The 12,619-nt window shown below is 67.5% G+C and carries 11 protein-coding genes; 6 read left to right on the top strand and 5 right to left on the bottom strand.

Annotated features, from left to right (window positions below):
* Positions 1-125 precede the first annotated feature (125 nt).
* Positions 126-719 carry a 2-hydroxychromene-2-carboxylate isomerase gene (locus AC1DOX_RS16350; protein ID WP_441618526.1) on the bottom strand — a complete coding sequence of 198 codons (594 nt, stop codon included), beginning with the start codon at positions 717-719 and terminating at the stop codon, positions 126-128.
* Between the two features lie 58 nt (positions 720-777).
* Positions 778-1,506: an SDR family oxidoreductase gene (locus tag AC1DOX_RS16345; protein WP_441618524.1), complete on the bottom strand. Its 729-nt coding sequence runs from the start codon at positions 1,504-1,506 to the stop codon at positions 778-780.
* Between the two features lie 157 nt (positions 1,507-1,663).
* On the opposite strand from AC1DOX_RS16345, the gene AC1DOX_RS16340 reads away from it, so the two are divergent.
* The 4 genes from AC1DOX_RS16340 to alaC all read left to right on the top strand — a co-directional run bounded on the left by AC1DOX_RS16340 (position 1,664) and on the right by alaC (position 5,386).
* Positions 1,664-2,518, top strand: coding sequence for a PadR family transcriptional regulator (locus AC1DOX_RS16340; RefSeq protein ID WP_441618522.1), 855 nt, complete (start codon positions 1,664-1,666; stop codon positions 2,516-2,518).
* Positions 2,519-2,683: 165 nt separating this feature from the next.
* Positions 2,684-3,496, top strand: a complete 813-nt coding sequence (locus tag AC1DOX_RS16335; protein ID WP_441618520.1) for a siderophore-interacting protein — start codon at positions 2,684-2,686, stop codon at positions 3,494-3,496.
* Positions 3,497-3,604: 108 nt separating this feature from the next.
* Complete coding sequence (locus AC1DOX_RS16330; protein ID WP_176861038.1) at positions 3,605-4,015, top strand: hypothetical protein; 411 nt, start codon at positions 3,605-3,607, stop codon at positions 4,013-4,015.
* A gap of 153 nt (positions 4,016-4,168) precedes the next feature.
* A complete protein-coding gene (gene alaC / locus AC1DOX_RS16325) occupies positions 4,169-5,386 on the top strand; it encodes an alanine transaminase (RefSeq protein WP_441618518.1) in 1,218 nt (405 codons plus the stop codon).
* Between the two features lie 8 nt (positions 5,387-5,394).
* Here the strand turns inward: alaC and AC1DOX_RS16320 are convergent, their stop codons facing one another.
* The 3 genes from AC1DOX_RS16320 to AC1DOX_RS16310 form a co-directional block, all read right to left on the bottom strand.
* Entirely contained in the window at positions 5,395-6,585 is a 1,191-nt protein-coding gene (locus AC1DOX_RS16320) for a GGDEF domain-containing protein (RefSeq protein WP_441618516.1), read from the bottom strand.
* A gap of 101 nt (positions 6,586-6,686) precedes the next feature.
* A complete protein-coding gene (locus AC1DOX_RS16315) occupies positions 6,687-7,655 on the bottom strand; it encodes a Bug family tripartite tricarboxylate transporter substrate binding protein (RefSeq protein WP_441618514.1) in 969 nt (322 codons plus the stop codon).
* Positions 7,656-7,899: 244 nt separating this feature from the next.
* Positions 7,900-8,811 carry a LysR family transcriptional regulator gene (locus AC1DOX_RS16310; RefSeq protein ID WP_092139987.1) on the bottom strand — a complete coding sequence of 304 codons (912 nt, stop codon included), beginning with the start codon at positions 8,809-8,811 and terminating at the stop codon, positions 7,900-7,902.
* Positions 8,812-9,069: 258 nt separating this feature from the next.
* Between AC1DOX_RS16310 and AC1DOX_RS16305 the strand changes: the two genes are divergently transcribed.
* Both AC1DOX_RS16305 and AC1DOX_RS16300 read left to right on the top strand, forming a co-directional pair.
* Positions 9,070-10,425, top strand: a complete 1,356-nt coding sequence (locus tag AC1DOX_RS16305) for an MmgE/PrpD family protein (protein WP_441618512.1) — start codon at positions 9,070-9,072, stop codon at positions 10,423-10,425.
* A 36-nt stretch (positions 10,426-10,461) separates the two neighbouring features.
* Positions 10,462-12,612, top strand: a complete 2,151-nt coding sequence (locus AC1DOX_RS16300) for an acetate--CoA ligase family protein (RefSeq protein WP_441618510.1) — start codon at positions 10,462-10,464, stop codon at positions 12,610-12,612.
* Positions 12,613-12,619 lie beyond the last annotated feature (7 nt).

Here is a 12,619-nt window from a genome sequence, read left to right as displayed (position 1 = left end):
CCTTCGCGCCGTCCGCGAAGGCGAATCTCCACCAGGCTGGATGCCCGCCGCCGGATGTGCGCGCGATGCGGGCGTCTTCCTTCCTCAGCTGTCCATCCCCCGCCACGCGACGGGCGCGGACGGGCTCACGTCGCCAGCATTTCCTCCACGAACAGCAGGCGGTCGTTGCCCCAGAACAGTTCCCCGTCGACGATGAAGCTCGGCGCGCCGAAGATGCCGCGCGCCACGGCTGCCTCCGTCACGCGTTTCAGCTCGCCCTTGACCTCGGGGTCGTCGAGCATGGCCATCGCTTCGCGCGGGTCCAGCCCGGTGCCGACCAGAACCTTGCCGATCTCGTTCGGGTCGTTGAGGTTCTTGCCCTGTTCCCACATCGCACTGAATACGGCGTCCACATAGCGGTGAAAGTCGGCCTCGCCCTTGCGCTGGTAGCCAATCGCGCCGCGCATCAGGGCCAGCGTGTTGATCGGGAAGAACGGGTTCTGCCGGAACGGTACGTCGTAGCGCTGGGCCCAGCGCGCCGTATCCGAATTTGACCATTCGCTCTTGGCGGGGATCTCCGCCGGGCTGTGGTTGCCGGTGGCCTTGAACACGCCACCCAGCAGCATGGGCCGCCAGACGATGGTGGCGCCGGTGCGCGCCGCCACGCGGGGGAGTTCCTTGTAGGCGAGGTAAGAGTAGGGGCTGCCGAAGTCGAAGAAGAATTCCACCTGCTTGCTCATTGCATGTCTCCGTTGGGGGCGTGTCGTGTGTGGAAATCGGTCGGGTTGGCGGGGACGGCTACCAGCGCTCCATCCACGGCCGGATGTCCAGCTCGTGCGTCCAGGCGTCGCGCGGCTGCTGGTGGAGCATCCAGTAGGTGTCGGCGATATGTTCCGGATTGACGATGCCGTCCTGCGCCTTGGTCGCGTAGCGTTCCGGGAAGGTGTCGCGGATAAACGCGGTGTCGATGGCGGCATCGATGATCAGGTGCGCCACGTGGATATTCCTCGGGCCCAGCTCGCGCGCCATGCTCTGCGCCAGTGCGCGCAGCGCGTGCTTGGCGCCGGAAAACGCGGACATGCCTTCGCGTCCGCGCGTGCTGGCCGTGGCGCCCGTGAAGAAGATCGAACCGCGCTGGCGCGGCACCATCACGCGCGCGGCCTCGCGGCCCATCAGGAAGCCGCCGAAGCAGGCCATTTCCCACACCTTGAAGTAGACGCGCGACGTGGTTTCCAGAATCGGAAAATTCACGTTGGCGCCGATGTTAAACACCGCTACCTCCAGTGGCCCGATTTCGCGCTCGATGCGTTCGATCAGCGCGACAGTTTCTTCCTCCTTGCGCGCGTCGCAGCCGAACGCGTGCGCCTCGCCGCCCTCGGCGCGGATCTGGTCGACCAGCGGCGCGAGCTTGTCGGCGCTGCGACGCGTCACGCAGGCGACGTAGCCCTCGCGTGCGAAACGTCGCGCAACGGCGCCGCCAGTGGCGTCGCCGGCGCCTACTACGAGGATGGCTTTCTTGTCGGGCATGGTGGTCTCCTCCTGCCAGGGTTGGGTGGGCCAAGTGACTTGCATTGTGACAGGAACTCCGCCGCTGCACACGCACCGCAGTCCGCCAATGTTTCCTTGACTTTATATCGTACGATATATATCTTACGATACGTCTTACGACATATCGGAGTGCACCATGCGACACCAGTTCGGTTCTTCCCACGGCCACCATCACGGCCAGCACGGCCATCACCACGAATCGGGGCGATGCGGCCATGAGCGGCACCGCGATCACGAGCGGGCCGATCGCTTCTTTGGCGACGTCCGCGATGTCGCTCGCGCATTCTCCCGTTTCTCATCGCATTTCTGGATTCACGCCATCGGCCGGCGCGGCGGTGGTTTCTGGTCGCAGGGCGGCGGTGGCGACTGGGACGGATCGGACGGCTTCGATGGGGACGGCTGGCGCCGTGGCCGCAAGTTCAGCGCGGACGATCTCCAGTTGCTGCTGCTGTCCCTGCTCGACGAAAAGCCATCCCATGGCTACGAGCTGATCAAGGCGCTGGAGACCCGCACCGGCGGCTTCTACAAGCCGAGCCCCGGCGTGGTCTATCCTGCACTGACCTTCCTGGAAGACCTGGGCTACGCCACGGTCGACACGGAAGGCAACAAGAAGCGCTATCACCTGTCCGACGCGGGGCGCGCTTATCTGGCCGAGCACCGCGAGCGGCTGGACATGATGGTCGGCAAGCTCCAGCACGTGGCGCGCAAGATGGACTGGATGCGCCGTGCCATGAGCGGCACCCCGCAGCGCGAGCCCGAGCAGGGCGGCTGGCTGCCGGAGTTCGTGGCGGCACGTGTACGGCTCAAGCAGGTGCTGGCGCAGCGCAGCGAGGCGTCGCCGGACGAGCAGCGCCGCATCGCCGCCATCCTCGCCCGCGCGGCGGACGAGATCGAGGCGGCCGGCAAATCAACCAACCCACCAGCCAACCCACCAGCCAACCCATCAGCCAACCCATCAGCCAACCCGTCGGACAACGGATCGGGAATCTGATCGCTCGACGGATCGGACTGCGATTGCGACAACAAGCCAGCAGGCATCGACAAGGCCTGCTGGCACGCCCACAAGAGGACAGCGATGACGCCGGCTATTTCGCTCCTGTTTTCCAGACTGTCCTTGCCGCCCGCGCCGGCCGGCGGCCTCTCTCCTAGGAATTCCATGACTGATTCTCGTGACCTGACCGTCCAGCGCGTCCGTCATCCTCTCAAGATGCGCCTGCTGCAGGTATTGCGCACGCAGCGGGTGTCGTCGCAGATGTTGCGCGTGACCCTGGGCGGCGCAGACCTGGTGGACTTCGTCTCCGGGTCTTTCGACGACCATATGAAGGTGTTTTTTCCGGCGCCGGGTATGGAGAAGCCCGTGCTGCCGCAAGTCGGCCCCGACGGCATCGTGTTCCCCGAAGGCCAGCCGCGTCCGCAGGCACGCGACTACACGCCGCGCCGCCACGACCCCGTCACGCAGGAGCTCGACATCGAGTTCGTGCTGCATGGCGATGGCCCGGCTTCCACCTGGGCGGCGCAGGCCCGGGCCGGCCAGTATCTGGGCGTGGGTGGCCCGCGCGGGTCGTTCATGATCCCGCGCGAATTTGACTGGCATCTGCTGATCGGCGATGACACCGCATTGCCGGCCATCGGCCGGCGCGTGGAGGAACTCGGTCCCGATGCCCGTGTGATCGTGGTGGCCGAGGTGCCCGATGCCTCGGCGCAGGTTCCGCTGGCTACCGGGCCCCGTGCCGAAGTGCATTGGCTGCATCGCGAAGACAATGCCGCGGGCAGCCTGCTGGTGCCTGCGGTGCGCGGCCTGAACCTGCCGGAAGGCGAGGGTTATGTCTGGGCCGCCGGCGAGGCAGCCGCGATGCGCGCGGTGCGCCAGCATCTGGTGGCCGAGCGCGGGATCGACAAGACGCGCATCCGGGCATCGGCGTACTGGAAGCACGGCAACGCCGCCGTCCACGAGACCATCGACGACTGACGGACGGGCCGACGCGCTGACGATCGACGCAATCGGCAGAGCGGCGTCCCCCGGGTTGGCGTTCGGCGGCTACACTAGCTAGCACGTCAATCGCCACGGGACCTTGCCATGCCGCTGCCGCGCCCAAGCCTGCCGCCGTTCGTCGCGATGGTCATCGCCATCCCTCTCGCGCTTCCACTCGCCGCCTGCGCTCCGGACGCGGTCCGCAATGTCGAAGCCAAGGGCTTCAACGCCTATCTCGACACCGTCCAGAAGACGTGCGCCAATACACGGCTCGGCACGCACCAGGTGGGTGACTGGCTGCGCAGCGGCAGCAACGACAGCGACAGCGATTACGTGTTCTGGCTGGACCAGACGTCACGGCTCTACTACAAGCGCATTTCCGTGCAGCAGTATCGCGACTCGATTGCCGGCGCCATGGGCGGCGACAAGTCCAACGCGGCGGCGCTCGACTGCATCGTGCACCAGCTTCCGCCGGAGTCGGCTCGTCCGAGCCGGATGCCCGGCGGCTTGCTATAAACGTCAGGCCATCGGCTGTGGCGCGGACGCCGACGGTGCAAAAGCCGGTTGTGCAAATGCGCGCCGCTGGCTAATATCAGTTCCCGGTGGCCGAGACAACGGCCGCCGACGTCGCTCGGACGGTTCCGGGCGCTTACGTAAAGGACTCCCGCCATGACTGCCGACTCCGGCAAGCGCCGCTTTGCGCGCATCGATCGTCTCCCCCCGTATGTTTTCAACATTACCGCCGAGCTCAAGATGGCCGCCCGCCGCCGTGGCGAGGACATCGTCGACATGAGCATGGGCAACCCGGATGGCGCCACGCCGCCGCATATCGTGGCGAAGCTCGTCGAGGCCGCGCAGCGGGCCGATACGCACGGCTATTCGGCGTCGAAGGGGATTCCACGCCTGCGTCGCGCGATCTCGCACTGGTATCGCGAGCGCTACGACGTGGAGATCGACCCGGACAAGGAAGCCATCGTCACGATCGGCTCCAAGGAAGGGCTGGCGCACCTGATGCTGGCCACGCTGGACCGCGGGGACACGGTGCTGGTGCCGGACCCGAGCTACCCGATCCACATATACGGCGCGGTGATTGCCGGGGCGGATATCCGCTCGGTGCCGCTGACGCCCGGGATCGACTTCTTTGCCGAGCTGGAACGTGCGATCCGCGGCAGCTATCCCAAGCCGAAGATGATCGTGCTGGGTTTTCCGTCGAACCCCACGGCGGCGTGCGTTGAGCTGGATTTCTTCGAACGCGTGATCGCGCTGGCCCGCAAGCACGACATCTTCGTGGTGCACGACCTGGCCTATGCGGACATCGTCTTCGATGGCTGGAAGGCGCCGTCGATCATGCAGGTGCCCGGCGCCAAGGACATCGCGGTGGAGTTCTTCACGCTGTCCAAGAGCTACAACATGGCGGGCTGGCGTATCGGCTTCATGGTCGGCAATCCGGACCTGGTGGCCGCGCTGACGCGAATCAAGAGCTATCACGACTACGGCACGTTCACGCCGCTGCAAGTGGCGGCAATCGCCGCGCTGGAAGGCGACCAGCAGTGCGTGAAGGAGATCGCCGCCCACTACCAGTCGCGCCGCGACGTGCTGGCGAGGGGGCTGATCGAATCGGGCTGGCCCGTGGAGATCCCCAAGGCGTCGATGTACATCTGGGCGCGCATCCCCGAGCCGTATCGCGCGCTGGGATCGCTGGAGTTCGCCAAGCAGTTGCTCGCCAAGGCCAAGGTGTCCGTCTCGCCGGGCATCGGGTTTGGCGACTATGGCGACGAGTACGTGCGGTTTGCGCTGATCGAAAACGAATCACGCATCCGGCAGGCCGTGCGGGGCATCAAGGCGATGTTCCGCGCCGATGGCTTAGTGAAGGTGCCAGCAGCCTGAGTCGGCGTTCAGACCGCCACCAGCGTTTCCGGAGTGGAGCGGCTGCCGTCAGGCAGTTCGCTCTCTCCGACCATCCGGTTCCTCCCCGAGACCTTGGCCTGATACAACGCGGCATCGGCGCGTGCCGAGAGCCGCGCCAGCGACTCGCCAGGCTGCCACGTCGCCACGCCGCCGCTGATCGTGTACCGCACCGTCCCGAATTCCGCCGTCACCGGACTGTCTTCCGCGCGCTGCCGGATGCGTTCCGCCACCTTCCGCGCTTCCGCCTCGCTGGTCGCGGGCAGCAGCACTACGAATTCCTCACCACCCAGCCGCGCCAGCCGGTCGCTCGCGCGGATCTCGCCCGCAGCCAGCTGGGCAAAGGCCCGCAGCACCGTGTCGCCGGCCGCATGGCCCCAAGTATCGTTGACGTTCTTGAAGCGGTCGATGTCGATGATCAGCAACGCCGGCGCGCGCCCGTCGCGCAGGGCGCGCGTCAGCTCCCGCTGCGCCTCGTCCTCATAGGCCTTGCGTGACATGACGCCGGTGAGCGCATCGGTATTGGCGATGGCTTCCAGCCGGCGCACCAGGCTGTCGTGAATCATCAGCACGGCGCCCATCGACAACGCGGGCATGACCAGCGCACCGAGCGCCAGGAACGCGGTATTGATGCCATCGGCGGTCAGGCTGTCGCCCATCAGGGAACACGCGGCCAGCACGCCGCGCGTGGTGTGGCCCACGGCGAAACTTAGCGCGAACATCGCGGTGGTGATGGCGTGGCTGTTTGGCCTGCCGCGCGATCGCGCGCGAAGGAGGGTCCAGGCCACCAGCGCACAGAGGCTGGCGTGCGGCACGGAGACCACCACCACCCGGCCCTGGAAGCTGTCGATGCCGTAGCGCAAGGCCACGACACCGATCGTCGTGGCGACGACAACACCAGCCAGCAGGCGCCACGACGGACTGCCGCCACAGAAGCGCACCGTGCCCGCATAGAAGACGCACAGCGCCAGGCACAGCGCGGCATTGGCGACGACGACGGAAAGGAAATCGGGAATCACGCCACGCAGCGCGAACAGGATCAGCGCGCCGGTGACGATCAGGTTGGCCATGCACCAGTCGGTGACGCCGGGCAGGTCGCTACGGCACAACGACCAGATGATGGCCAGCATCATGGCGCTGAGCGCCGCGGTGATGATGAGCAGGGCGTGCGGGGCCGACATTCGGCGGGACATCCGTGGTGAGGAAACCGCAATGATACGGCCCCGTCCGCGTCCCGCCATCACGAATACCGACCCCGCTGGCGAGGGGTAAGTGCCGCGTGTCAGTCGATCCGTGCGCCCGAACTGATGACCACGGGCTTCCACGTCTGGTATTCGGCCACCACGAACTTGCTAAATGCCTCGGGGGCCAGTTGCATGGCCTCGGCGCCTTGCTGGGACATCTTGGCCCGGACCTCCGGCTTGGCGAGCGCGTCGCCGACGGCCTTGTTCAGCGTGGCGACGATCTCCTTGGGCGTGCCCTTCGGCGCGAACAGGCCGAACCACGCGCCAGTGACCAAGTTGGGCACGCCGGCTTCCGCCATCGTCGGCGCATCGGGCAGCGCCGCCGAGCGCTTGCGCGAGGTGACGGCCAGCGCGCGCAGGTTGCCGCCCCGGATATGCGAGATCACCGACGGAATCGTCGCGAACATGAACTGCACGCGCCCTGCCAGCAGGTCGTTGAGCGCATCGGCCCCCTTGTAGGGGACATGGGTCGTCTGCACGCCCGTACGCTCGTTGAACAGCACGCCGGAGAGATGCGCGGCCGTCCCCACGCCGGTGGAGCTGAAATTCAGGGAATTCGGATGGGCCTTGGCATAGGCGATCAGATCCTGCACGGTCTTGACCGGCAGGTTGGGATTCACCACCAGCACGTTCGGCACGTCCGCAATCGGGGCGACGGCCGCCAAGTCTGTTTGCGGATTGACCTTGAGCTTCCTGTAGAGCGTGGGGTTGATGGCCACGGGGCCGACGGAAGTGGCCAGCAGGGTGTAGCCATCGGGATCACTGCGGCCGACGAAATCCGTGCCGATGTTGCCGCCGGCGCCGGGGCGGTTTTCCACGACCACGCTTTGGCCGAATGTTTGCCCGATCTGCTGGGCGACTTCGCGCGCGAGGATATCGGTCGTGCCGCCCGCGGTGAACGCCACCACCATGCGGACTGGCTTGGTGGGGTAGGGTTGCTGGGCGCCGGCCGTTGCGGCGCAGCAAAGCAGCAGGCCGGCGGCCGTGCGCCGCAGGATCTTGTTCATGGCTGTCTCCGATGTGATCGTTATCGTCGTTCGTGCGGCCCCGCCATGAGAACGCACGCGTCCAGCACATCTTAGAAAGCCCACCTGGCCCAGCTTTGACTAAAGGGAAACGCAGCCTTCATGGCGCGCGTAATGAAGAAACGTAACGAAGCCCCGTGTAGGGAAAATCCCGTAGAAAAGCCTGTTACGAAGGCCTTGGCGAAGGCCCCACAGCGAAGCCCCAGGGCAACCCGGGGCAAAAACCCTATCTGGGTTTCTGGAAATGCTGCTCCATGGCCGCGCAGCGGCTCAGGTATTCCAGCAGTTGCGCCACGCCGGCCGGCAGGCTTTCCCTGTCCCGCACGCAGACGTAGAAGTCCCGCACGGCCCACGCATCGGTCAGCGTCAGCAGCGACAGCCCCATCATCGACAGATAGTTCTTGGCAATGCCCTCGGGGACCATGGCGATGCCCAGGCCCTCGCGCACCATGCGGCAGCGCGCCTCGAAGTTGGAGACCTGCGTCTTCACCGTCAGCGGCCGCGAGATCGTGCCGGACGCCAGCGTCAGGAATGCGTCGAAGGTATGGCGGGCGAAGTAGCCCAGGAAGTCATAGTCCAGCGCCTCCTCCAGCCGCAGGGAGCCCTTGGCCTCCAGCGGGTGCCCGCGCGGCACCACCAGCCCGACGCGGTCCTGGCGATACGGCAGCGAATGCACGCCGGGGCTGGGGCTTTTGGCGTGATAGATGCCGATGTCGGCATCGCCGTTGGAGACCAGGCGCGGCACATCGAAGCTGAACGCTTCCACCAGGTCGATCCGGGCTTCGGGGGCGTGCTTGAGGAAACCGCTGATATCGGTCGGCAGGAACTGCAGGATCGTCGAGGCATTGGAGGCCAGCCGGATCTTGGCGATACCGTCGGCGGAGTAGGCCGCCAGCGCGTCCTGCGCCAGTTGCACGCTGCGCACGATGGCCTTGGCACGCTGGTACAGCATGGCACCGGCCGGCGTGGGCTCCACGCCGCGGCCGTGGCGGCGCAGCAGCGCGGTGCCGGCGCGCCGCTCCAGCTCCGCAATACGCTTGCTGGCCGCCGAGGTCACCAGGTTCTCGCGTTCGGCCGCGCGCGAAAGGCTTTTTTCCTCGACGGCGGCAATCAGGATGGCGAGCGAGGCAATGTCCATGTCCATGGGCGCAGGCTTTCTCCAAATCGAAACGGGCTGGGCGGCAGGCATTGCCGACGGGGCCGCGCGGGGCGCGGGTTTTCCCGGAGGCGACAGGCCCGGCGTGCAAGGCGTGCCTGTGGAGTATGCACCGCCGCTCCGCTGACCGGAATATGCACGGCGGCTCGGGAGCCTTCACCAAATGTCAAAGCTCGCCGGCATGCCATCCCTACCATGTGATGCATTCCCGAACGAGACGTTGGCAAGAGGAGACCCCGCATGATCATCAACGAATTCGCCGCCTACGCTGGCCGTGAGGCCACCGCAGCGCTGCCGGACCCCGTCCTGCACCATGCGCGCCGCGCGGTGATCGACTGGTTCGCCGCGTTGCTGGCCGGCGTGCAGATGGCGCCCGGGCAGCAACTGGTAGCCGCGCATTGCGCGGAGCTGGGCGTTGGCCAGTCCACCATCATCGGTCACGCCACGTCGGCGTTTCCGGCCACGGCGGCGTGGATCAACGGCAGCACGTCGCACGCGGCGGAGTTCGACGATATCTTTCGCGATGCTGTCTACCATCCCGGCTGCCCGACGATCGCGGCGGCGCTGGCGTTGGCCGAGCAGGTGGACGCCAGCGGCTACGACCTGCTGCGCGCGGTGATCGCTGGCTACGAGGTATCCACGCGCATCGGCGCGGCCATCCAGCCGGCGCACTATCGCTTCTTCCACACCACGGGTACGGTCGGCTGCTTTGGCGCGGCGGCGGCAGGCGCGGTGCTGTTGTCCCCGGGCGATGTCCGCGCCGCGGCCGATGCACTGGCCACGGCGGCCACGTTCGCGTCGGGGCTGCAACAGGCGTTCCGCTCCGATGCGATGACCAAGGCACTCCACGCCGGCCACGCCGCGCAGGTCGGCGTGCAGGCCGCCCAGGCCGCCGCGCATGGCGTCAATGGTGTGCACGACATCCTGGAGGGCGATGCCGGCTTCGGCGCCGCGCTCTGCGGCAAGCCGGACTGGCAGGGCGTGACCGCCGGGCTGGGCACCGACTACCACATCACGCGTATCACGCAGAAGAATCACGGCTGCTGCGGCCACACCTTTGCCGCCATCGACGCCGCCATGCAGATCGTGCGCGACCATCGGCTGGACCCGGCCCGCATCGCGGCGATCCGCGTGGCGACGTACCAGGTGGCGCTCGATGTCACCGGCAATCTCCAGCCAGCCACCGCGTTCGAGGCGCGCTTCAGCCTGCCATACGTGGTGGCGCATGGCCTGCTGCACGGCGCGGTGCGGCTCGACGCATTCCAGCCGGAACGGCTGGCGGACCCGGCCATTCGCGCGCTGATGACGAAGATCACGCTGACCGCCGATCCCGACCTGACCGCCGCGTTCCCGCGCCAGCGGGCCGCGCGCGTCGAGATCGAGATGGCCGACGGTAGCCGTCATGCGCACTTTGCCCCGTATCGGCGCGGCGATCCCGAATCCCCGCTCGATGACGCGACGCTGGCTGACAAGTTCATGGAGCTGGGTGCCCCGGTACTCGGCGCCGGCCCGGCCGCGCGGCTGCTCGATGCGCTCTGGCAGCTCGACCATCGCCCGGTGCGTGCGCTGGGGCTTTCCACGCTTCGGGCCGGCTGAGCCGGACCCGATCCCTCTTCAAGACGAGAATCACTGATGACGCGAGTCAACGAACAAGGTGGACCCGAGGCGGGCGCCACGGGCCGCACGCTGGCCAGGGCGCTGTTCACGCCGGGCGCCGTGGCGCTGGTCGGCGCCTCCGCCGACGAGAGCAAGAACACCGCGCGGCCGCTGCGCTTCATGCGCAAGCATGGTTATGCAGGCCGGGTGTTCCCGATCAACGCCGGCCGCACCGAGGTGATGGGGCTGCAGGCGTATCCGAGCGTCGCGGCCTTGCCGGATGCCATCGACCATGCCTTTGTGATGGTGCCGGGCCGGCAGGTGGCCGAGGTGCTGGAGCAATGCGCGGCGCGCGGCGCCAGCGTGGTGACGGTGTTCTCGGACGGCTTTGCGGAACTGGGCGAGGCCGGCATGGCCGCGCAGCAGGCGCTTGCCGCGCGGGCGAAGGAGTTGGGCGTGCGGCTGCTGGGTCCCAACAGCATTGGCGTGGTGGACATCCACAGCGGCGCCATCCTTTCCGTCAATGCCGTGCTGGAGGTCGACACGCTGCGCGCGGGAGGCATCAGCGTGGTCTCGCAAAGCGGATCGATGCTCGGCGCGCTGTTGTCGCGCGGCGCGGCCCGTGGTCTCGGCTTTGCCAAGCTAGTTTCCGTGGGCAACGAGAGCGATATCGGGGTCGGCGAGCTGGTCGACCTGCTGGTCGATGACGACGCCACCGAGGTGATCCTGCTGTTCCTGGAAACGATCCGCGATGCGGCGGTGCTGGGTCCGGCCCTGCGCCGCGCCCGTGCCGCAGGGAAACCGGTGCTGGTCTACAAGCTGGGCCGCTCCGCGCAGGGCGAGGCGCTGGCCCAGTCGCACACGGGTGCGCTGGCCGGCAACGACGCCGCCGTGGATGCCTTCCTGCGTAAGCACGGCGCCATGCGTGTGGAAATGCTGGAAACGCTGTTCGAGGCCGCGCCGCTGACGCGCCGCTATGCCGCCGATATCCCCGCGCTGCGGCGCAATCCGCGCATCGCGGTGGTGACGACCACGGGCGGTGGCGCCGCGACGGTGGTGGACCGTCTGGGCCTGGCCAATGTGGAGGCCGTGGCGCCGCCCGTCGAATTCATCGCCCACATGGCCGAGCGCGGCGTGCGGATTCGCCAGACGCCGATTATCGACCTGACGCTGGCGGCAACCAGCGCCCAGTATCGTGATCTGGTCGAGCAGATGATCCAGAGCGACTGGTGCGATGCGGTGCTCTGCGTGGTCGGGTCCTCGGCGCAGTTTCACCCGCAGCTGGCCGTGCGCCCGATCGTGGAAGCGTCCGCGCAGCGCGGCAAGCCGCTGTTGTCGTTTCTGGCGCCGGAAGCCACGCAATCGCTGGAACTGCTGCAGGCGGCCGGCGTGCCCGCGTTCCGCACCCCGGAGGCCTGCGCGGATGCGTTGGCCTGCCTGTTCCGCGCGGCGATGACCCGCAACGATGTGGCGGAGAGCCCCGCACCGGTGACGTGGCCGTCCGCGCTGCCGACGCAAGGCGACCTGTCCGAGTTCGAGGCCGCCGCCGTGTTTGCGGAGCTGGGCGTGCCGATCGCGCCGATGGCGCTGGTGCGCGACGTGACCGGGGAGGGCGCGCTGCAGCACGCGGTGCCCTATCCGGTCGTCGCCAAGATCTGTTCGCGCGACATCCTCCACAAGACCGAGATCGGCGGGGTGGAGGTGGGCGTGCGCGACAACGAGGAACTAGCGCGTGCCGCGGCGCGGCTGCTGGAGAACGCGCGGCAGGCCGCTCCGGCAGCGCGCGTCGACGGCATTCTGGTGCAGCGCATGGAAAGCCGCCTGCTGGAATTGATGCTCGGCTATCGCAACGATCCGCTGGTGGGCCCGATGGTCATGCTGAGCGCGGGTGGCATCACGGCCGAACTGCATCGCGACGTCAGCCTGTGGCCCGCACCGGTCAGTCTGGCGGAGGCGCACGACATGATCGGCGAGGTCCGCTCGACGCAGCTGATTCGCGGCTTCCGTGGCCTGCCGCGTGGCGACGTGGATGCGCTGGCACGCGCCATCGTCGGCTTTTCGCGGCTGGCGGTCATGCAGGGCGCCGACGTTGCCGAAGCGGAGATCAATCCCCTGTTCGTGCGCGCCGAGGGCGTGGTCGGTGTCGACTGCGTGCTGCGGCTGGCCGCCCCCCAACATTCATTCTGAGATTCAG

This window comes from Cupriavidus sp. 01L415 (assembly GCF_056400065.1).
Note: the sequence above shows the minus strand (reverse complement) of the source record. Positions and strands in the feature narration are given on the sequence as shown.

Coding starts and splice junctions, on each gene's coding strand:
- AC1DOX_RS16350 (WP_441618526.1), bottom strand. CDS start 719: ATGAGCAAGCAGGTGGAATTCTTCTTCGACTTCGGCAGCCCCTACTCT.
- AC1DOX_RS16345 (WP_441618524.1), bottom strand. CDS start 1,506: ATGCCCGACAAGAAAGCCATCCTCGTAGTAGGCGCCGGCGACGCCACT.
- AC1DOX_RS16340 (WP_441618522.1), top strand. CDS start 1,664: ATGCGACACCAGTTCGGTTCTTCCCACGGCCACCATCACGGCCAGCAC.
- AC1DOX_RS16335 (WP_441618520.1), top strand. CDS start 2,684: ATGACTGATTCTCGTGACCTGACCGTCCAGCGCGTCCGTCATCCTCTC.
- AC1DOX_RS16330 (WP_176861038.1), top strand. CDS start 3,605: ATGCCGCTGCCGCGCCCAAGCCTGCCGCCGTTCGTCGCGATGGTCATC.
- alaC (WP_441618518.1), top strand. CDS start 4,169: ATGACTGCCGACTCCGGCAAGCGCCGCTTTGCGCGCATCGATCGTCTC.
- AC1DOX_RS16320 (WP_441618516.1), bottom strand. CDS start 6,585: ATGTCGGCCCCGCACGCCCTGCTCATCATCACCGCGGCGCTCAGCGCC.
- AC1DOX_RS16315 (WP_441618514.1), bottom strand. CDS start 7,655: ATGAACAAGATCCTGCGGCGCACGGCCGCCGGCCTGCTGCTTTGCTGC.
- AC1DOX_RS16310 (WP_092139987.1), bottom strand. CDS start 8,811: ATGGACATTGCCTCGCTCGCCATCCTGATTGCCGCCGTCGAGGAAAAA.
- AC1DOX_RS16305 (WP_441618512.1), top strand. CDS start 9,070: ATGATCATCAACGAATTCGCCGCCTACGCTGGCCGTGAGGCCACCGCA.
- AC1DOX_RS16300 (WP_441618510.1), top strand. CDS start 10,462: ATGACGCGAGTCAACGAACAAGGTGGACCCGAGGCGGGCGCCACGGGC.